This is a genomic window from Clostridium sp. YIM B02555, from assembly GCF_022320955.1.
Classification (GTDB): domain Bacteria; phylum Bacillota; class Clostridia; order Clostridiales; family Clostridiaceae; genus Clostridium; species Clostridium saccharoperbutylacetonicum.
On the sequence record NZ_JAKJJY010000001.1, the window covers coordinates 390,607 to 410,446 of the forward strand.

The window sequence follows — 19,840 nt, forward strand, 5'->3', positions numbered from 1 at the left end:
GGATAAAAATTACCTTAATCTTTTCTTATTTTATCTTTTAAGACTTTTAAAAGATGATTTAGTGGCTTTGGTGAAAAATTTGAAAAGTTATGTCTTAAGTTCTTATTATTTAAATTAAATTTAAATTTGTTAATAATAGATTCAAAAGTTCTAATTTTATCTATAGTTCGACCTTTTGATAAACCAAATAAGAATGGTGGTTTATCAAATAAAAAATTTACTGGTACAAATTGAAAACTATAAAATAATTTATCAAATTGCACTAAAGAAGCTATTGTTAAAGTAAAATCAATAATTAAATAAATAATAACGACTGAAATAAATATTTCACCTGATGATTTTGGTATAAGATCAATAATATTCTCAACAATAGGATGGATTATATAAATTATTAAAAGTTCTCCTATACCCCATAGTAATGAATATGGTAAACAAACTCTTCCATGGAGATTAAGAGGATCATCAGTATAATCCCACCATTTTGTCTTGAAAGTTTTTTCTAAAAACATTCCGGTAAAATATTCTAAAACAGTTGTAAAAACAGATGCTAATAAAAATAATAAGATTATATTATCTTTATAGCCATCAAAAAAAGTCACAAGTGATACAACACCAAATCCATATATTGGACAAAAAGGGCCGTATAAAAATCCTCTATTAACAAATCTTCGTTCATTTTTAAAATAATATAAAACCTCAAGGCACCAGCCAGCAAAAGAATAAACTACAAAATAATATATTAGATTGTAGAGGTTAAAATTTAACATTGTGTGCAAGGATATACTTCCCTCCCATAAATATAATCTGCGTTACTAATTTATTATATTATATATCAAAAATTAATGGAATAACATTAATTTTACATTAAAAATTTCTTATTAAATAATTAAAGAATTCTTAATGTAAAAAAATTGATATATTAATAAACTCTCTCTTTAGCAAAAAAGGAAATAGAATATATACTAGCAAGACCAACTAAACAATAAATAATTCTTGATAATGCTGAAAAGCTTCCAAAAAGAAAGTCAACTAAATTAAATTGAAAAAAGCCAATTAGTCCCCAATTTATGCCACCAATAATAATTAAAATAAGTGAAATAGCATTTAATATTTTCATAAAAACACACTCCTTTATGTAGTACTAATATTAGTATCCATAAAAAATATATTTTTATTCATAAATTACGCAATTTCTATAAAGAAATATTTCTATCAATAGGTTGAGATAATGAAAGGAATGTGTCGGTTCTTTGTACACCATCAATGTTATTTATTTTGTTAAGTAGTACATCTTGCAAATCAGTAATGTTAGTACATACTATTTTAGCAAACATCGAATAGTTACCTGTAGTCAGATGTAATTCAACAACTTCATTTATTTTTGACATTTTGTCAAATACTGAATTAAAAGAAGACGTTTTATCGACATATATTCCAACAAGACAACATACATCGTATCCTAATTTAGGTAAATCTAATATTATTCTAGAACCTTTTATAATACCCATGTCTTCCATCTTTTTCATTCTGACATGAATAGTACCTCCACTAACATGGCATATACGTGCTATCTCTAAATATGGAGTTCTGCAATCTTTAATTAATAAATCAAGTATTTGTAAATCTAATTCATCTAAATTGTTATTTGGGACTAAAGTCATAATATCACCTCATATTATTTATATACTATACTTTTTTATATTTTATCAAATTTATTAGAGAATTTAAAGATAAAACTATAAAACTGTAAAAATAAATTTTATTATATTGCTATTTTAATAAAATTTGATGGGATTAAGTATTATTATATATAAAAAAAATAATTTGGTGTAAAAATAAATAACATAAGTGCTTGATAATAATTTATATATAAATTATTATAACCATATAGACTATATTTAGGAGGATATGTTACGAGATGAATACTTTAACAACCATTCTTATGTTTGCAGCAATATTATTAGTAATACTAGCTGTTAATGCATTATGTAAAAAATATATATTTACTAAAATACGCGTAAATAAGTGGATTCCATTAGGGATAGCAATAGTTTTTTTTGTAATCCAAATGTTTGTAGGTAATTCCAATTTATATATTTCAAGTGCATTATCAATTTTTACAGTATTATTTTTCTTATGGTTTATGGATATAATTCAAACTGGTGGACCTAGAAAGAAAGAAAAGCAAATTGCGATTAGACCAAAAGCTAAGCCAAATAGAGTTAAAAAAAATAAGTAAAATTATGTGTATTATTATGATAGTCAATAACTTTAAGATAGTGAATTTTAAAGTTATTGACTATTTTATAGTATAAAAAATTATAGAATTACGAGGGTATAGATTGAATTATTCATAGATAAGAGTGATTTTATTTTCTAAAAATTGGAGAACTGATAGCAATCTTATGGTTATCTAGTGTTATTCTTATAAGATACCAAGTCTCATTTGGGAGAGCATCATGATAATATAAATACCTTACTTTGTTTAAATTTAAATCTGTTATCTTTTTTATTATACTTCCTCCAACAGTGATAATATCTATTTCTAATATTTTATGGAGATAATCTTGAGCAAAAATTAAGAAATGTAAGTTATGATCTTCTATTGGAATTATATCACCCATAAAATTATTATTTATTGTAAAATACATAGTCAAGGTTCTAGATTCGGTTGAATATGTATGGCGATTCCTAAATGCATTAACTAATGAAGGAAGTGTTAGTTCTTTGGCAATTAAGCAAGTTAAATTTTCTTCATCACCGAAATTTAATTGGTGATTGTCTTGCCCGTTTATGGCGCCTAATTTCCAATTGTTATCAAGCAAATGATAGTAGTATTTTTCGTATCTTATATACTTGTTTGGTGCTGATCCATTTCCAACTTCAATTGAGGTTATTATTTTATTTACAACTTCATTATATTCTAAATTCTCTATGGTTTTATGGGGATGGTTAATTGAAATGAAGGCATTCGGATTGTTAAGCATCCAAAGTACTAATAATTGTATATTATTAACTGTACCTGTAAAAAATCTATTTGAATTTATTATATTAATGTCTCCGAAAGGGTTGGTTTTACTTTCAAATCCAATTACTGCTAAAAAGTTTTCATGTTTTTTATTATAACGTGTTGCTAAATAATTAGCTGCATCCCATTTACTTATTTCATGGTCTCTTAATCGTACATTTTTGGTTAAATAATTATTATGGTCAGTTAGTATTAAAAAATGGAGGCCATTATTTCGAGCGTAGTTAAAAGCTTCAATAGGGGTTCCGTGACCTGTTGAAAAACCACAATGAGCATGAGGAATTCCATAATAAAAGTTAAATTCATCTATATTAAAATTATTTTCAGATGATTTCTTTCTACCCAATATCATAACTCCTAAAAATTATTTATAATATATATATATTGCAAATATCAAATAACAATTCATAAATATAAATCATGGAATAAAATAGTTATTTGATTATAATGGAAAAATTAAATAAGGTTAATGATCAGTGACAAATGAAAATTGATATAATGACAATAACTTAATGAAATGTTAAAATAGCTTTAGGAATTGATGAGGTGGTAACAATGATAAAAAAATTTAAAGGAAAAAAGCCTAATTTAGCTAGTGAAGTTTATGTTGCAGAAACAGCGGTAATTATTGGAGATGTAACTCTTGAAAGAAATGTAAACATTTGGTTTGGGGCTGTACTTAGAGGTGATGCAGCTTCAATAACTATAGGAGAAAACACTAATATTCAGGATAATTGTGTAGTACATGTTGATTTTGACAATAATGTAGTTATAGGAAATGGATGTACTATAGGACATAATGCAATAATACATGGTTGTAGTATAAAAGATAATGTTTTAGTTGGAATGGGAGCTATAATATTAAACGGTGCAAAAATAGGAAATGATACTATCATAGGAGCGGGAACTTTGATAACTCAAAATAAAGAATTTGAAGATGGAGTTTTAATTTTGGGTAATCCTGGAAAGGTGATAAGAAAATTAACAGAAGAAGAAATTGAGGAAAACAGAAAGTCGTGTAAAAATTACATCGATGCTAGTAAAGAATATAAATTAGATTAATGGAGGAAACAAAGATGATAGCAGTAGGACAATATTGCAATTTAAAAGTTAGTAAAAAAGTAGATTTCGGGTATTATCTTGAAGATAAATTTGGAGACGAAGTACTGCTCCCTAATAGTGCTGCAAAAGGGCATGAAATAAAAGAAGGCGATAAGTTAGAAGTGTTTGTTTATAGAGATTCACAGGATAGATTAATTTCTACTTTAAAAAAGCCACTTTTAACAGTAGGGGAAATTGCTTACTTAGAAGTTGTTAGCCAAAATAATATCGGAGCTTTTGTAAATTTTGGACTTGAGAGAGATTTGTTTGTTCCATTAAAAGAACAAGGTTTTAAGCTTAAAGAAGGAAAAAAATATTTATTTTATATGTATGTAGATAAAACTGATAGATTGGCAGCAACTACAAGAATAGATCAATATCTAGCTCTTGCGGAAGAAGGAAAATACAAGGTTTCAGATGAGGTAAATGCTATTGTTTATGATACCTGTGAAAATGGGACTTTAAATGTTGCAATAGATGGTGAATATAGAGGATTGATATTGGCTAATGAACATTTTGATTATATATATCCAGGTCAAGAAATTAAGGCAAGAATTAAAAAGATTTATGAAGATGGTACCATTGGAGTAACAACTAGAAAGAAGAGATTAGAAGCAAGAAGTGAATTAAGTGAGGAAATCCTCAAATATTTAAGAGAAAATGGAGGCTTTATGCCATTTAACGACAAATCCTCTTCTGAAGATATAAAAAAGCAATTTAATACAAGCAAGAATTACTTTAAGATGACTTTAGGGGGATTAATGAAGGAGAAATTAATTACTCAAGATAAAGAAGGAACAAAACTTTTATAAAATAAGGTTTAGAAATAGAAGGTGACGAGTTTGGAAATTTAACTCGTCACTTTCTATTTTTAATATTTTAACTATTATTGTACATCCTTTGATATTCGCGTTCTGAATAATAAGTTTTTTAGTGCTTTCCAATTGAAAGGTATTAATGGATAAAAATATTTATCACCAGCTATTGTTTTAGTACTACCCATTACAAATAATATTAATGCTATACCGGCGATAAAACCCCAGAAACCTAAAAAGCCACTAAGAACCAATAAAATCATTCTTGCAAACTTTAAAGCAAAGTTCATTTCAATACTAGGTTGTGTAAAGTCTCCTAGTGTTACTATAGACATATATAATATTGATTGGGGAATAAACCAGCCTGTTTTTATCGCATATTCACCAAGAATCAAACCTCCAATTAAAGACATTGCGCTTCCAAGTGGACTTGGGGTATTCAATCCTGCTAATTTTAAAACATCAACAGCAAATTCCAAGAGTATAAATTGATATAATATAGGTATAGCGAAGTAGTCTTGAGGTTTTAAAAAATCAAAAAAAGATGGAAGAAATATATTTCCATTGACAAAAAGTAAATAAGATGGAGTTATTAATATAGTTGCAAGCATTACTAAATTACGTATAATTCTTAAATAGTTTCCGGTAAATAATGGAAAATAATAATCATTTATATCTTGTAAAAAATCAAAAATTCCAGTTGGAAGAATTATAATATTTGGAGAATTATCTACAATAATTATAATTTTACCTTCAACTATATGTGCTGAGGCAACATCAGGCCGTTCCGTATATCTTACCTTTGGAAGAGGATTTAACCAATTTTTTCTGCACATAACATCAATTAAACTTTGGTCAGAAAGTGTTAAGGCTTTTATATCGACTTTTGATAAACTATCAACTATTAAATCATGTACCTTAGGATCCGCAACTCCATCTATGTATGCAAGACAAACATCTGTCTTTGATACATCACCTATTTGATGTATTTCAAAAACTAATCTAGGATCTCTAATCCTTCTTCTTATAAAACCTGCATTAAACACTAATTTTTCAATGAAGCCATCTCTTCCACCGCGTAAAGTTTTTTCTTTTTCTGGTTTTGATGAATCAGAACCTGGATAAGTACGCAAATCTAGAAGTATAAAAGCATCATAGCCATCTATGCACATTATAGTTTGACCGGTTAATAATGCTAAAATAATTTTGTCCAAATTACTTTCACTTTTAACAGATACATGATGAACTTGATTATTTATAAAATCATTTATAGTCTTATATGAATTCATAGTTTCAGGAGGGATTTTAAAAAAAGATTTTAGTATATCTTGCATGATAGCATCTTTAATAAATCCATTTAAAAAATACAAAACAGCATTCTTTCCACCTACTACAAATGGCCGTTCAACAATATCAAAAGTTTTATCAATTGCCAAATGCGAATGGATTAATTGTATATTATCTTGGTAATTGGCTGTGACATTCAAATTATCTTACCTTCTCTCTTTTATGAAATTATCATATTCGTAGTATGTGATATATAAAGAATTGTATTCATATTTCTTTTGGAATTTAAATAAGAGTTTTGCACAAGATACATATTGGGTCATATTTTATAAGTATGAATACTTTTGGAAGGTGAAATAAATGTGTGGTATAGCTGGATTAGTAAATTTTAAAGAAAATATAATTAATGAGACAGATATATTGAAAAGTATGGTAAAAACATTAGAGAAGAGAGGACCAGATGCAAAAGGCTATTATATTTCTCCGAATGTTTTATTAGGTCATAGAAGATTGATTGTAGTTGATCCTGAAGGTGGAACACAGCCAATGACTAAAATATTTGAAGGAAGAAAATATACAATAATTTATAATGGTGAGTTATACAATACTGAAGATTTAAGAAAAGAATTAAAAGCACAAGGTTTTGAATTTAACTCTTATTCTGATACTGAAGTGCTTCTTACAGCCTATATTTATTGGGGAAAGGACTGCATTAATAAATTAATTGGTATCTTTGCCTTTGGGATTTTTGATGAGGATAAAAATGAAGTCTTTTTAGCTAGAGATCAAATGGGAGTTAAACCGTTATTTTATACTATGCATAATAATACTCTTGTTTTTGGATCAGAGATAAAAACCATTTTAGCAAACCCGAGAATTAAAAGAGAAATTGATATGGAAGGATTGACAGAGCTCTTTGGCCTTGGACCAGCTACTATTCCAGGGAGTGCAGTATATAAAAATATTAAAGAAATAGCTCCTGCAAATTGTCTTTTGATTACTAGAGATAATAATATTAAGGTTTGGGAATATTGGAGTGTTAAGGCAGAGGAGTTTAAAGAAACACCAGAAGAAGCTATAGAGCATACAAGAGAATTATTAATTGATGCAATAAATAGACAATTGGTAGGAGATGTACCACTTTGTACATTTTTATCAGGTGGTTTAGATTCATCTGCAATTTCAGCAATTTCAGCCAAAGAGTTTGAAAAGAAGGGTAAAAAGCTAACAACTTATTCAATTGATTACGAAGATAATGATAAGTATTTTAAGGCATCATTATTTCAGCCTACCTCTGATGAATTTTATGCAGAAATGATGGCAAAATTTATTAACAGTGATCATAGAAAAGTGGTTTTAAATCATTCAGATCTAGCTTCAGCACTTAGGGATGCGGTTATAGCAAGAGATTTGCCTGGTATGGCAGATATTGATTCTTCACTATTATTATTTTGCAGGGAAATACGTAAAGATTTTGTAGTAGGTCTCTCAGGGGAATGTGCAGATGAAATTTTTGGTGGATATCCATGGTTTACTAGAGATGAAATGTTTTACTTAGATACTTTTCCTTGGGCAAGATTTGTAAATGATAGGAAAGCTATAGTAAATAAAGAATTAAAAAATATGAAGCTTGAAGAATTGGTAAGAGCTCAATATGAAAAATCATTGAGCAAAGTACCTCATCTTGATAATGAAAGTAAAAGAGATTATAGGATGAAGGAGATATCATATTTAAATTTAAAATGGTTTATGGTAAATCTTCTTAATAGAAAAGATAGAGTAAGTATGGGAAATAGTTTAGAAGTAAGAGTACCTTTTGCAGATATAAGATTAGTTCAATATGCTTTTAATTTACCAGCAGAAATAAAATTGTATAAAGGCAGAGAGAAAGGTTTACTACGTGCTGCTCTTGAGGGAATACTACCAGAGGAAATTATATATAGAAAGAAGAGTCCGTATCCAAAAACTCATAATCCAATATATACTGATATAGTATGCAAAATGATGACTGAAATTTTAAATAAAAAATCATCACCAATTCATGCTATCATCGATGAAAAAGTAGTGAGAGAAATAATAGAAACGCGGGGGGCGTCTTATAAAGTACCATGGTATGGACAGTTAATGACAGGACCACAATTACTTGCATATTTAATTCAAGTAAATATATGGCTTGAGGAATATAAGGTTAATTTGTTGATTTAATTATACAAATTAATGATAAAACAAAAAATTAGAGAATTTGTGCTTCATAATTACTTGAAATACAAATTCTCTAATTAAAATTACTAAACTAATTGTATTTGAATTTTATTGATATTTCTTTGATTTCACCTTGAGAATTCTTTCTAATTGTGAATTGTCTAACATCTTTAAGATCATTTTCCAATTGGTAATTTAGTTCTGTAATAGTAGCTTTAGCTTTTTTAGTTAAACCACCATCTTCGATAATTTCAAATCTAGTCTTTCTACAAGTTGTTTCTTCATTCTTATCATCAAGAATTACATAATATTCAGGTGCTTCCTCTATTACAATATACTCTTTGCTTAGAGTAAGTGTTGAACAAAGATTATTATCTATACATTTTACTATCATGTTTATACCTCCTATAATCCCTTTTATAGATTGATTATAGTATAGTTATGTATTCGTTTCAACTATAAAATTCTTTATAAAAAAACTTTGGCAATATTCATAAAATTTCATAATTAAAATAGTACAATATTGTAATATAACTAGAGAAAAAAGTAGAATTTTGATATAATTAATTACATAATATTATGTATGTTGCAATTATTAATGTTTATGCTCAATTATCAATGAATGTTTATTTCATTTAGAAATCTTTGTATTTTGAAAGAATTATTATTTAATGGTGAAATCATTTCAGGATTTCTTGATTTGAGAAATATAATCTTAATTTATATTAATAATTAACAAAAGTCTAATTATGTTCGAAATTTGATATATGTTGTAAAATACCTTAGTTAAGAAAGAGGTGAAGATATGGAAATTGGAAGAGTAAGAAGAGGTGCGGTTACATCTGAAAGAAAAGTTGTTTCAGAAAAGAAGGATTTTTCAAGAAGTTTTAATCAAGAAAGACAGAAGAAATCTGAAGAACAGCTTAATAAAATGATAGATGATATCAAGAAAAGAGGAAATAAACTTATTACGACTAAAACGTATGTTGATGTAGTTATGTATAAGAAGATGATAAAAGAGTATTTAGAATCAATATTAAAATTTATGTACGAAACTAAAAAAGATATTAGTTTTTGGCAAACACAGTATTTTGTAACTGTTGATACGATTGATGGTAAGTTAGAAGAACTAACTCAAGGTCTTCTTTCAGATGAAAGAGAAAATATAAATATAGCTGCAACTATAGATGAAATACAGGGCATGATTGTGGATATATATAGATAGATATTTTTTTAGAAAAGTAGAGTATACAAAGACATGTTTTTAAGAAAAAATGATTAACATGTCTTTATTTGTGTGGAATGGATTTTAATTGCTAAGATATTAGAAAAGTGAAATTTGTATTTTTGTTCTATTATGATATTATAAATAATAGTAACTATTATTTAGTATAATTGCTATATAATAATTTTATTGCTTACTTTTAAGGCAAATTAATATCAAGGGGGAATAATAAATGAAAAAGAGATTATCATTAATGCTAGTTATGATATTATCTATATTAACATTTGCAGGTTGTGGAAACGGTAATTCTGGTCAAAATGAAACTAAAAAAGTGGCAACAGAAACGAAAGAGATAAAATTTGTCACACCAGATGGACTTACAGCTATGGCCGTAGCAAAACTTATAAAGGAGAAACCGGAAATTAAATCAGGATATAACATTAATTATACAATAGAACAAAGTTCTGATAATTTAGTTACAAGTGTTATGAAGAGTGAGCCAGATGTGGCAATAGTACCTTCTAATGTTGCTGCTATAGTTTATAATAAAAATCAAGGATATAAAATAGCAGGAACTATAGGTTTTGGATCATTCTATATAGGAACAACTAACGAAAATCAAACTATAAATGATTTAAAAGGAAAAGAGGTTTACAATATAGGTAAAGGCTTAACACCAGATATAATTACAAAAACAATTCTTAAGGATAAAGGGATAGATGCTGATAAAGATGTTAATTTCAGTTATGTAAATTCGGTTAATGAGCTTGCACCAATAATTTTAGCTGGAAAGACTCAATATGCTGTAATTCCAGAACCAGCATTATCTACAGTTCAAGCTAAAAATGATAAGTTTAAAGTATTTATAGATTTAAATGAAGAATGGAAAAAAATAAATAATTCACAATATGGATATCCTCAATCTACAATTATAGTTAAAAAGGAATTATGTGAAAAAGATAAGGATTTCGTGAAGGAACTTTTAAAAAATGTTAAAGAAGCAGAGGAATGGGCAAATAAAGATAAAGAAACTCTAGGAAATTACTGTGAAGAGATTGGTGTTTCAGCTAAAAAGCCAGTAGTAATTAAAGCAGTGGATAGAGCAAATTTAAAATATGCAGATATTAAGGATTCTATAAAAGAATACAAAACATATTTTGAAAAATTAAATGGGTTTGATCCTAAGACTATAGGAGGAAAAGTGCCAGATGACGAAATATTCATGGAAAAGTAAACTTTATACTTTTTTATCATGTGTATTTTTCATAGGAATGTGGCAGTTAATAGCTATAGAAGTAAATAATGATATATATATACCAAGGATAGAACAAGTAGTTGAAGCTACTAAGGAAATTGTTAATAATAAAAACTTTTGGTTAATTGTTTCAAGTAGTTTTTATAGAACTGTATTTAGCTATGTGGCAGCTTTGCTTTTGTCTATGCTTTTAGGGGTACTCTCAATAGTGTATCCCTTTTTTAAATATTTAATGGAGCCTATAAATTCCTTTGGAAAAACAATTCCTACGATGGTTTTAGTTGTTCTTTCATTAGTGTGGTTTGATAAGGAAAAAACTCCTTATGTAGTTGGTTTTGCTATTATATTACCAATATTATATGAAGGAATAAGAAATAATTTAATGCAAATAGATAAGAAGATAATTGATATGACTAAGATATATGAAGTTAGCTTAATTGATAAAATAAGAAAAATATACTTTCCAGTAATGAAATTTTATTTTATGAGTATTTTTGTATCAACTTTTTCTTTAACCTTTAAAGTTGTTATAGCAGGAGAAGTTCATGGACAGCCTAAATTTGGAATAGGGTCTCAGATACAACTGGAAAAAGTAAATTTTAATACACCAGGAATTTTTGCATGGATTGTAATTATTGTTATTATATCTCTGGTCTTAGAAATAATAAATAAATTATTGAAGAAAAAGATATATAGGTGGAATAAATGAATATAAATATTAGAAATTTAAATAAAGCTTATGGAAGCGAACAGATTTTTAAAAATTTTAATATAGAATTTTCTGGTGATAATATAAATTGCATAGTAGGAAAATCAGGCTGTGGAAAAAGTACACTTTTAAATATAATAGCAGGACTTATTGATATACAAGGTGGAGAAATAAATGGAGCAGCCTTAAGTGACATAAGTTATATATTTCAAGAAGATAGATTGATAGAATGGCTTAATGTTAAAGAAAATTTAGAACTGACATTAAAAAAGTATTTTGATAGTTCTATTTTAGGTGCTAAAATAGATGAGGTTTTAGAATTAGTTGGAATTTATGATATTAAAAATAAGTATCCGAATGAGTTAAGTGGTGGAATGAGACAAAGGATTAATATTGCAAGGGCCTTTGGAAAGCCCTCAAAAATAATTTTAATGGATGAACCGTTTAAATCTCTGGACTATAAATTAAAATATACTATAATTGATGAGTTTAAAAATCTATTGAATAAAGAAAAAAGAATGGTTATATTAGTAACTCATGATTTAGATGAAGCTATATATTTCCAAGGAAATATATTTGTTTTTAGCAACAAACCTGTCATAATAGCAGGACAGTTTAATAGTGATTTAAAAAATTGTAAAGAAGAAATACTAAGAATAATCTAATTAGTTGGATAGATATAATTTGCTTCCAACTAAAATAAATAAAAAGCTGGCTAATATAAAATTAGAAAAGCTTAAAACTTTTTTGTTTGCATTTAGTAATTGTATACCAATTGTCGTATTGCAAAGACCTAGGCATATAAAAATTATAGGGAAAAAATGATTAGGGTCAGATCTATTTATTATTAGATTAATTGAAATTAAGGGTAATACAATTGCTAAAATGAAATTACTTATATAATATAGTTTCTTCATAAATTACGTATGCCACCTTTTATTAAAAATATTTATTATGTTAAATTATATACAAGCTATTGATGTTTTATTCATATACAATGCAATTAAGCTTGGAAATTTTATATATGAATGATTTGGATGGGAATTTTATCTAAGTAATTTTCCTATCCAAATTTATTTTCTTGACAAAATAAGGATGAATAGTATAATAAATCGTATGACGATTATATCGTGTAACGATTTATGTAGGAGGTTGATAGTATATATGGAAAAAGAAAAAAAAATACAAAAGATAATTCAATATAAAGAAGAAATAAATACATTGATACATAATAAATATCATGAATTAGCTAAAAAGTATGAGTTGAGCTTGGAACAATTTCATTTATTAATAGAATTAGATGAGCTTATGATAGATATTGCTGATGAATTCAAAGCACCAACAGTGGGGCAAATCGCTAAAAATATTAATAATTCTCAAAATACAGTGTCTGAAAGAATAACGAGACTTGAAAATAAAGCTTTAGTTAAGAGAATTAGAGATGTAAGTGATAAAAGAATAAGCAGAGTAGTCTTAACTGAAAAGGGGAGAGCGGTACTTGAAGCAATTGAAAAAGAAGCAAGTAGCAAGTATTTATTTAATTCAATATTTAATATGGATGAAATAGACATAAATAATTTACTAAATAGTTTACAAAAATTAGTACAAGAAATGAACAGTATTAGTACGTCAATATAATATTAAGATAAAAGGAAAGGTGAAAATTATTGATTAAAAAATTTATTTCGTTTTATAAACCTTATAAGGTTTTATTTACCTTAGATTTAATAGTTGCATTTATAGCATCTCTATGTGATTTGGTTTATCCAATAATGACAAGAGATCTTATTAATGATTCGATTCCCAATCAAGATGTTAGAATGATTGAAGTATTTGCAGTAACACTTTTAATTATTTTTTTAATTAAAGCAGCCTGTGGATATTTTATGCAATATTGGGGACATGTTGTTGGTGTAAGGATGCAAGGGGATATGAGAAGACATATCTTTAAACACCTTCAAAAACTTCCTAATAGTTTTTTTGATAATAATAAAACTGGAGATATAATGTCTAGGATTATAAATGATCTTATGGATATTTCAGAGTTAGCGCATCATGGTCCAGAGGATTTATTTATATCTATTGTTATGCTTATTGGATCATTTGCAATATTATGTACAATAAATATTCCTCTTACATTATTGATTTTCGCATTTATACCACTTATTGTTTGGTTCACATTATATGAGAGAAAGAAAATGAATAAAGCATTCCTAGATACAAAAGTTAAAACTGGAGCTGTAAATGCAAATTTGCAAAATAGTATTTCAGGAATAAAAATATCAAAAGCTTTTGTAAGTCATGAATCAGAAGAAGAAAAATTTGAAGTAGGGAATGCTAAGTTTATTAAGGCAAGAGAAATAGCATATAAGGTTATGGCTGAATATTCTTCAGGCGCTGGTTTTGGAATGGATATACTAAGTTATGTTGGTTTAATTGGTGGAGGAATATTTACGTTTATTGGGATTATAAATGTTGGGGATTTTATGGCTTATATGCTGTTTATAAAGATATTTATAACTCCTATAAAGAAACTTATCGATTTTATGGAACAATTTCAAAATGGAATAACTGGTTTTCAAAGATATATGGAGATTATGGATGCTGAGAGGGAAAAAGATAAGGACAATGCAGTTGAACTTGAAAATGTAAAAGGAGAAATAGAATTTAAAAATGTTGATTTTAGCTATGAAGGTAAGAAAGTCTTAGAGAATATTTCTGTTAAGATAGAAAAAGGAAAAATGTTAGCATTAGTTGGGGCATCAGGCGGAGGAAAAACAACTTTTTGCAATCTTATTCCTAGATTTTATGAAATAGACAATGGTGATATCCTAATTGATAATAAGAGTATTTATGATGTTAAATTAGATTCGCTTAGAGAAAATATTGGTATAGTGCAACAAGAAGTATTTTTATTTACTGGAACAATAAGAGACAATATTTTGTATGGAAAATTTGATGCAACAGAAGAGGAACTAATAAGAGCTGCTGAAATGGCTAATATACATGAATTTATAAATACTTTGCCAGAAGGTTATGATACGTATATTGGTGAAAGAGGGGTTAAGCTATCTGGTGGGCAGAAACAACGTATTTCAATTGCAAGAGTTTTTCTTAAAAACCCTCCAATATTAATATTGGATGAAGCAACTTCAGCATTAGATAATGCAACAGAACATATAATTCAAGAATCTTTAGAAAAACTATGTTCAGGAAGAACAACAATAGTTGTAGCACATAGACTATCAACAATTAGAAATGCAGATGAAATAATTGTACTTGGTAATACTGGAATAATGGAAAAAGGAACTCATGAAGAACTTATTAAGAAACAAGGCGAATATAGCAAATTGCATGAATTTGCAGCAGTGTAACTTAAAAAAATATATTATATTGGTAAATATAAAGAAGGCTGTTTTGTGGACAGCCTTCTTTAATCATTGGAGTCATTTTTAATTGAGTTTAGTAATTGAAGTTTTTTATATATTTCAGAAGTATCAACTTTTACCGTCATTGCAGCTCTAAGTTTTGCTTGTCGTTCAGGTGAACTAGTATTGTCTGAAGTAGAAGCATTTTTAGTTTCAGGTGTGTGGTCGTGATGTACATTAATAATTCTTGAAGTTTCTCTACTATCTAAAATTGATCTATCATTTAATTCACTACTTAGTAAGTTAGTAAAATCATGAGTTTCTTCATTAGAAGGATCTTTTTTAGTTGATGATTTTAAAGTACGCTTAAAGGATTTTGAGTTATCATTGCCTTTTCCTGAAGAAAATGAAGTGCCATCATAAGGTCTTTTAGTTATGGAAGTATTAGTGGAAATCTTAGAAACACTACTTACAGAATATTTATTAATAGAACTAATTTTATTATCAGACATATTATCACTTCCTTAACACATTAGTAATTATATTAAAAATATTATTTGTATTTATATTATCGTATGTCAGTTACAAAAATTTAGAATTATAATAGGTGTTAAACAAATAAAAATAGAGAAAAATCACTTAAAAAATGATTTCCCTCTATTTCCATTTTCAATAACTATTTTACTTCAAATATCCAACCTTCAGGGGCTTCAACATCGCCAAGTTGAATTCCTAAAAGTAGATCATATAATTTTTGAGTTATAGGACCAACCTCAGTTTCACTGTAGAACACATGTAAATTATCTTTATAATGTATTCCACCAATTGGAGTAATTACTGCAGCTGTTCCACAAGCACCAGCTTCTTTAAATTGATCTATTTCATCTATTAATACTTCTTTTTCATAAACGGGCATTTTTAAATAATGTTCTGCAATATAAAGAAGTGAACGCTTAGTTATACTAGGCAAAATAGATGGTGATTTAGGTGTGATAAATTCATCATTTTTAGTTATTCCAAAGAAATTTGCAGCTCCAATTTCTTCTATTTTAGTATGAGTTGCTGGATCTAAGTAGATACAATCAGCAAATCCTTTTTCAGCAGCTACAGCATGTGCTTGTAAAGATGCTGCATAATTTCCGCCAACCTTATTACCACCGGTACCGTGAGGTGCTGCTCTATCATAATCGTCTAGGACTATGTAGTTACAAGGTGATACTCCGTCTTTAAAATATGGTCCAACTGGTATACAAAATACACCAAAAATATATTCTGGAGCTGGTTTAACACCAATATTGTGACCAACACCCATTAAATATGGTCTGATATATAAAGTTGCACCACTTCCATAAGGTGGTACATATTTTTCGTTTGCTTTAACAACTTGCATAACAGCATCGATGAATTTTTCTTCAGGCACGTGGGGCATAAGAAGTTTATCACAGCTTTCGTTCATACGCTCCGCATTTAAGTCTGGTCTAAATAATTGTATTTTTCCTTCTTTTGTTGTATAGGCCTTAAGGCCTTCAAAACAACTTTGACCATAATGAATAACTGTAGAAGCCTCACTTATTGAAACCATATTATCTTCGGTAAGTTTGCCTTCATCCCATTTTCCATCTTTCCAAACTGAAATATAACGAAGATCCGTTTTTATGTATTCGAATCCTAATTTACCCCAGTCTATATCAGCTTTTTTCCCCATTTTGTATTCCTCCAAATCTATATAGGCTTATTGCCATTGTTATTTAATAACCTCTATTTTAGCACTACTCAAAAAAAATTTCCACCCCTATAAAAAGAGCGCGAAGCGCAATTCGGAACTTTCCCCTATAAAAAGAGCGCGAAGCGCAATTCGGAACTTTCCCCTATAAAAAGAATGCGAAACGCAACTTACTTCCATGGAGCAGCATCAGATGGCATACGCCAATCACCTCTTGGACTTAAAGAAATGCTACCAACTTTTGGCCCATCAGGAAGTGCACTTCTCTTAAATTGCTGTGTGAAAAATCTGAACATAAATTTCTCAAGCCATTTATGTATTTCTTCCTCAGAGTAATCATTTTTAAATGCAGCTTTAGCTAGGAAGAATATTCTTTCTTTTGTAGAGCCGTGCTTAATAAAATGATATAGGAAGAAATCATGAAGTTCATAAGGACCAACAATATCTTCTGTTTTTTGAACTATCTCACCATTTTGATCTTTTGGCAATAATTCTGGACTTACAGGAGTATCTAATATATCCATAAGGGTATTGCATATGATGTCAGTAGACTCATTTTGAGCTACATATTGTACTAAATATCTAACAAGAGTTTTAGGGATAGAAGGATTTACTGAATACATTGACATATGATCACCATTATAAGTGCACCAGCCAAGAGCAAGTTCAGATAAATCACCAGTACCTATTAAAAGACCTCTTTCCTTATTTGCAACATCCATTAAGATTTGAGTTCTTTCTCTTGCTTGAACATTTTCATAAGTAACATCATGAATATCTTTATCATGTCCGATATCTTCAAAATGTTGAAGAGATGCTTTAACTATATTTATTTCTCTAAGATCTGTGCCTAATTCTTTGCATAAATTAACTGCATTGTTATAAGTTCTATCAGTCGTACCAAAGCCAGGCATAGTAATTGTTACAATATTTTTTTTATCTAAGTTAAGCAATTCAAAAGTTTTAACAATTACAAGCAGTGCTAGAGTTGAATCTAAGCCTCCAGAAATTCCAATTACTGCTTTTTTAGAACCAGTATGTTCTAATCTTTTAGCTAAACTAGCAGCTTGAATATTGAATATTTCCTTACATCTTACTTCTCTTTCTTTTTCATAAGAAGGTACGAAAGGATGCTTATCTACAAATCTATCAAAAGTATTAACTGATACATCAGTAAATTCAAATTTAATCTTATTAGGCTTTTTATTTAAGAATCTAGATGAATCTCTATAACTAAGATTTTTCATTCTTTCTGCCTTTAATCTAAATACATCAACAATTGAAGAGATTACTTCATTTTCTCTTTGGAACCTATTATTTTCCCTTAATAATGAACCATTTTCACTTATTAATAAATGTCCGCTGAATAATACATCTGTAGTAGATTCGTGAACGCCAGCAGAGGAATATATGTAACTGCTAATTGTTCTAGCACTTTGATTAGATATAAGACTTTTTCTATAATCCATTTTACTTACAAGTTCATTTGAGGCAGAAAGATTTCCAATTATATGTGCACCCATAAGTGAAAGATATGAGCTAGGTGGAATTGCTACCCATAAGTCTTCACAAATTTCAATTCCAAAATCAGCAATATTTGATGAGAAAATTAAATTGGTGCTAAATGGAATATCTTTTTGGAAAGGCAAGTCTACTTTTTCATTTTCTATGTTAAAGCCTTCAGTAAACCATCGTTTTTCATAAAATTCACTGTAATTTGGAAGATATGATTTTGGGACTATTCCTAAAATCTGTCCTTGGAATAATAAAAATCCACAATTGTATAGTGTGCAATCATAAAGTAATGGAGCACCAACAGCAATTAAGATGTCCATATTACTAGTTTTATCTAAGATTTGTTTAAGACCGTCTAAAGCTTTGTTGATTAAGTATTCTTGCAAAAATAGATCTCCACAAGTATATGAAGTAATACAAAGTTCAGGAAAAACTATAAATTTATTTCCATCTTTAACTGCATCATTTATGCATAATAAAATATTTTCAACATTATAACTAACGTCTGCAACTTTTGTTTTAGGGCAAGCAGCAGCAACTTTTATAAAATCCATGTAATCACTCCTTAAAAAATAACTTTATATAGCAATTATCAAGGTTCAAGGTTTAATTGTCAAATGAAACAATATCATTAAAAGAAAATGAAATTTATTCATATACATAATTATAGATATCACATTAGTATATGTGATACCTATAATGTAAAGGTGAACTTGGATCTAAGAACACTCCTAGAAATTTACTAGCTGTAAAAGTGCAAAAAGAGAAGGCTATAATTATTGCAATTAGAATAAAACTTATAAAGTCATATCTTAAAGGAATATTATTTTTCAACGCTTTATTACTTAGAACTAATACCTCAATACCAAGAGATATAAAAATCAAGGGCCAAAAATCTAATATCCTTTTTTCAAAAGGTATATTAAAAACTGTAAATAAAAAATAAAGAATTCCTAAAATTATTAATAGAAGGCCTAAGGTAAGAGTTCCTACTCTTCTGGATTGCATACTTTATCACCTGACTTTAATTTAAGTTTTTTATTTTTAATCATGTAGATTCCTGTAGATATAAGTAAAATAGAGATAATTAAGGATTTACCATATCTTATATAATAATAATCAATATATTTACTTAATATAGGAATTAAAAAATTATTTATCATTGAAAAAACTCCCATTAGTATTAGAATATAAGCTATATATTTTTCAACTAAATTTTCGTTTGAAAAATATTTCATGGATGCCACATCTGCAAAAAGAGGTAAATCAGCATCTACTAAAGGATCTTCTTTTTTACTCTTTGCTCTCACATCAAAAATGCTATAAAACCATATTATTGGAAGGAAAATTTCGAGAAAATCCATATCGAAAGAACGTGACATAAACATAATAGCAAAAAATAATAGCATTAACTGAATACCCTGCCTAATAAGTCCTAAATACATGTGCCCGGCTCCAGGCATAAGTGAAAAAAATAATGCGAGTTTTTTTGAAGGTTTCAAAATACAACCACTCCTTTAATTGTTAATAAATTTGTTATTTTAAGTTTACTAATAAAATCTTAAGATAAAAATGTGAGAAATCTTAAATTTTTCTTAATTATAACAAATGT

The 19,840-nt window shown here is 28.0% G+C and carries 21 protein-coding genes; 10 read left to right on the forward strand and 11 right to left on the reverse strand.

From position 1 onward, the window contains the following. Positions 1 to 14: 14 nt before the first annotated feature. From L3B98_RS01670 to L3B98_RS01680, 3 genes are all read right to left on the reverse strand, one after another. On the reverse strand, positions 15 to 767 hold the full coding sequence (locus L3B98_RS01670) for a putative ABC transporter permease (protein WP_238915640.1): 753 nt from the start codon (positions 765 to 767) through the stop codon (positions 15 to 17). Positions 768 to 919: 152 nt separating this feature from the next. After that, positions 920 to 1,117, reverse strand: coding sequence for a DUF378 domain-containing protein (locus L3B98_RS01675; RefSeq protein ID WP_015391215.1), 198 nt, complete (start codon positions 1,115 to 1,117; stop codon positions 920 to 922). 76 nt (positions 1,118 to 1,193) lie between these two features. Then, a complete protein-coding gene (locus L3B98_RS01680; protein ID WP_015391216.1) occupies positions 1,194 to 1,661 on the reverse strand; it encodes an Lrp/AsnC ligand binding domain-containing protein in 468 nt (155 codons plus the stop codon). A 257-nt stretch (positions 1,662 to 1,918) separates the two neighbouring features. Here L3B98_RS01680 and L3B98_RS01685 point away from each other — a divergent pair, with 257 nt between their 5' ends. Next, on the forward strand, positions 1,919 to 2,239 hold the full coding sequence (locus tag L3B98_RS01685) for a hypothetical protein (RefSeq protein ID WP_015391217.1): 321 nt from the start codon (positions 1,919 to 1,921) through the stop codon (positions 2,237 to 2,239). A gap of 130 nt (positions 2,240 to 2,369) precedes the next feature. Here L3B98_RS01685 and L3B98_RS01690 read toward each other — a convergent pair whose 3' ends face one another. Next, the gene (locus tag L3B98_RS01690) at positions 2,370 to 3,374 is read right to left on the reverse strand and encodes a hypothetical protein (protein WP_015391218.1); all 1,005 of its coding nucleotides are present in this window, start codon (positions 3,372 to 3,374) and stop codon (positions 2,370 to 2,372) included. Positions 3,375 to 3,583: 209 nt separating this feature from the next. Between L3B98_RS01690 and L3B98_RS01695 the strand changes: the two genes are divergently transcribed. Together L3B98_RS01695 and L3B98_RS01700 are read left to right on the forward strand one after the other, a co-directional pair. Continuing rightward, a complete protein-coding gene (locus L3B98_RS01695) occupies positions 3,584 to 4,090 on the forward strand; it encodes a gamma carbonic anhydrase family protein (protein WP_015391219.1) in 507 nt (168 codons plus the stop codon). A 14-nt stretch (positions 4,091 to 4,104) separates the two neighbouring features. Then, positions 4,105 to 4,941: a S1-like domain-containing RNA-binding protein gene (locus tag L3B98_RS01700; RefSeq protein ID WP_238915347.1), complete on the forward strand. Its 837-nt coding sequence runs from the start codon at positions 4,105 to 4,107 to the stop codon at positions 4,939 to 4,941. A 74-nt stretch (positions 4,942 to 5,015) separates the two neighbouring features. Here L3B98_RS01700 and L3B98_RS01705 read toward each other — a convergent pair whose 3' ends face one another. After that, positions 5,016 to 6,431, reverse strand: a complete 1,416-nt coding sequence (locus L3B98_RS01705) for a spore germination protein (RefSeq protein ID WP_238915348.1) — start codon at positions 6,429 to 6,431, stop codon at positions 5,016 to 5,018. Between the two features lie 160 nt (positions 6,432 to 6,591). Between L3B98_RS01705 and asnB the strand changes: the two genes are divergently transcribed. After that, complete coding sequence (gene asnB / locus L3B98_RS01710) at positions 6,592 to 8,436, forward strand: asparagine synthase (glutamine-hydrolyzing) (protein ID WP_238915349.1); 1,845 nt, start codon at positions 6,592 to 6,594, stop codon at positions 8,434 to 8,436. An 88-nt stretch (positions 8,437 to 8,524) separates the two neighbouring features. Here the strand turns inward: asnB and L3B98_RS01715 are convergent, their stop codons facing one another. Further along, positions 8,525 to 8,827 (reverse strand): hypothetical protein, encoded by a 303-nt coding sequence (locus L3B98_RS01715; RefSeq protein ID WP_015391223.1) that lies wholly within the window; start codon positions 8,825 to 8,827, stop codon positions 8,525 to 8,527. A gap of 411 nt (positions 8,828 to 9,238) precedes the next feature. Between L3B98_RS01715 and L3B98_RS01720 the strand changes: the two genes are divergently transcribed. The 6 genes from L3B98_RS01720 to L3B98_RS01745 all read left to right on the forward strand — a co-directional run bounded on the left by L3B98_RS01720 (position 9,239) and on the right by L3B98_RS01745 (position 14,996). Beyond that, positions 9,239 to 9,658 (forward strand): YaaR family protein, encoded by a 420-nt coding sequence (locus L3B98_RS01720; RefSeq protein WP_238915350.1) that lies wholly within the window; start codon positions 9,239 to 9,241, stop codon positions 9,656 to 9,658. 232 nt (positions 9,659 to 9,890) lie between these two features. Further along, complete coding sequence (locus L3B98_RS01725; protein ID WP_238915352.1) at positions 9,891 to 10,892, forward strand: PhnD/SsuA/transferrin family substrate-binding protein; 1,002 nt, start codon at positions 9,891 to 9,893, stop codon at positions 10,890 to 10,892. Further along, positions 10,867 to 11,622 carry an ABC transporter permease subunit gene (locus L3B98_RS01730; protein ID WP_238915354.1) on the forward strand — a complete coding sequence of 252 codons (756 nt, stop codon included), beginning with the start codon at positions 10,867 to 10,869 and terminating at the stop codon, positions 11,620 to 11,622. The genes L3B98_RS01725 and L3B98_RS01730 overlap by 26 nt, the downstream gene beginning before the upstream one ends. Continuing rightward, entirely contained in the window at positions 11,619 to 12,287 is a 669-nt protein-coding gene (locus tag L3B98_RS01735; protein ID WP_238915356.1) for an ABC transporter ATP-binding protein, read from the forward strand. The genes L3B98_RS01730 and L3B98_RS01735 overlap by 4 nt, the downstream gene beginning before the upstream one ends. A 499-nt stretch (positions 12,288 to 12,786) precedes the next feature. Continuing rightward, positions 12,787 to 13,260, forward strand: coding sequence for a MarR family transcriptional regulator (locus tag L3B98_RS01740; RefSeq protein ID WP_238915358.1), 474 nt, complete (start codon positions 12,787 to 12,789; stop codon positions 13,258 to 13,260). A gap of 29 nt (positions 13,261 to 13,289) precedes the next feature. Next, a complete protein-coding gene (locus tag L3B98_RS01745; protein WP_238915360.1) occupies positions 13,290 to 14,996 on the forward strand; it encodes an ABC transporter ATP-binding protein in 1,707 nt (568 codons plus the stop codon). Positions 14,997 to 15,055: 59 nt separating this feature from the next. Here L3B98_RS01745 and L3B98_RS01750 read toward each other — a convergent pair whose 3' ends face one another. From L3B98_RS01750 to L3B98_RS01770, 5 genes are all read right to left on the reverse strand, one after another. Continuing rightward, on the reverse strand, positions 15,056 to 15,502 hold the full coding sequence (locus L3B98_RS01750; protein ID WP_238915362.1) for a hypothetical protein: 447 nt from the start codon (positions 15,500 to 15,502) through the stop codon (positions 15,056 to 15,058). Between the two features lie 164 nt (positions 15,503 to 15,666). After that, entirely contained in the window at positions 15,667 to 16,695 is a 1,029-nt protein-coding gene (locus L3B98_RS01755; RefSeq protein ID WP_238915363.1) for a branched-chain amino acid aminotransferase, read from the reverse strand. A gap of 188 nt (positions 16,696 to 16,883) precedes the next feature. Then, on the reverse strand, positions 16,884 to 18,782 hold the full coding sequence (locus L3B98_RS01760; protein ID WP_238915367.1) for an NAD(+) synthase: 1,899 nt from the start codon (positions 18,780 to 18,782) through the stop codon (positions 16,884 to 16,886). 124 nt (positions 18,783 to 18,906) lie between these two features. Next, positions 18,907 to 19,236, reverse strand: a complete 330-nt coding sequence (locus tag L3B98_RS01765) for a DUF5668 domain-containing protein (protein WP_238915369.1) — start codon at positions 19,234 to 19,236, stop codon at positions 18,907 to 18,909. After that, a complete protein-coding gene (locus L3B98_RS01770; RefSeq protein ID WP_238915370.1) occupies positions 19,218 to 19,730 on the reverse strand; it encodes a hypothetical protein in 513 nt (170 codons plus the stop codon). Before L3B98_RS01770 ends, L3B98_RS01765 begins: the two co-directional genes overlap by 19 nt. Between the last annotated feature and the right edge of the window lie 110 nt (positions 19,731 to 19,840).

Bases quoted from the DNA above. Each gene is read 5' to 3' on its own strand.
- L3B98_RS01725 (WP_238915352.1), top strand. From the start codon at position 9,891: ATGAAAAAGAGATTATCATTAATGCTAGTTATGATATTATCTATATTA.
- L3B98_RS01730 (WP_238915354.1), top strand. From the start codon at position 10,867: ATGACGAAATATTCATGGAAAAGTAAACTTTATACTTTTTTATCATGT.
- L3B98_RS01695 (WP_015391219.1), top strand. From the start codon at position 3,584: ATGATAAAAAAATTTAAAGGAAAAAAGCCTAATTTAGCTAGTGAAGTT.
- L3B98_RS01675 (WP_015391215.1), bottom strand. From the start codon at position 1,117: ATGAAAATATTAAATGCTATTTCACTTATTTTAATTATTATTGGTGGC.
- L3B98_RS01700 (WP_238915347.1), top strand. From the start codon at position 4,105: ATGATAGCAGTAGGACAATATTGCAATTTAAAAGTTAGTAAAAAAGTA.
- L3B98_RS01680 (WP_015391216.1), bottom strand. From the start codon at position 1,661: ATGACTTTAGTCCCAAATAACAATTTAGATGAATTAGATTTACAAATA.
- L3B98_RS01755 (WP_238915363.1), bottom strand. From the start codon at position 16,695: ATGGGGAAAAAAGCTGATATAGACTGGGGTAAATTAGGATTCGAATAC.
- L3B98_RS01760 (WP_238915367.1), bottom strand. From the start codon at position 18,782: ATGGATTTTATAAAAGTTGCTGCTGCTTGCCCTAAAACAAAAGTTGCA.
- L3B98_RS01685 (WP_015391217.1), top strand. From the start codon at position 1,919: ATGAATACTTTAACAACCATTCTTATGTTTGCAGCAATATTATTAGTA.
- L3B98_RS01765 (WP_238915369.1), bottom strand. From the start codon at position 19,236: ATGCAATCCAGAAGAGTAGGAACTCTTACCTTAGGCCTTCTATTAATA.
- L3B98_RS01740 (WP_238915358.1), top strand. From the start codon at position 12,787: ATGGAAAAAGAAAAAAAAATACAAAAGATAATTCAATATAAAGAAGAA.
- L3B98_RS01715 (WP_015391223.1), bottom strand. From the start codon at position 8,827: ATGATAGTAAAATGTATAGATAATAATCTTTGTTCAACACTTACTCTA.
- L3B98_RS01670 (WP_238915640.1), bottom strand. From the start codon at position 767: ATGTTAAATTTTAACCTCTACAATCTAATATATTATTTTGTAGTTTAT.
- asnB (WP_238915349.1), top strand. From the start codon at position 6,592: ATGTGTGGTATAGCTGGATTAGTAAATTTTAAAGAAAATATAATTAAT.
- L3B98_RS01750 (WP_238915362.1), bottom strand. From the start codon at position 15,502: ATGTCTGATAATAAAATTAGTTCTATTAATAAATATTCTGTAAGTAGT.
- L3B98_RS01735 (WP_238915356.1), top strand. From the start codon at position 11,619: ATGAATATAAATATTAGAAATTTAAATAAAGCTTATGGAAGCGAACAG.
- L3B98_RS01720 (WP_238915350.1), top strand. From the start codon at position 9,239: ATGGAAATTGGAAGAGTAAGAAGAGGTGCGGTTACATCTGAAAGAAAA.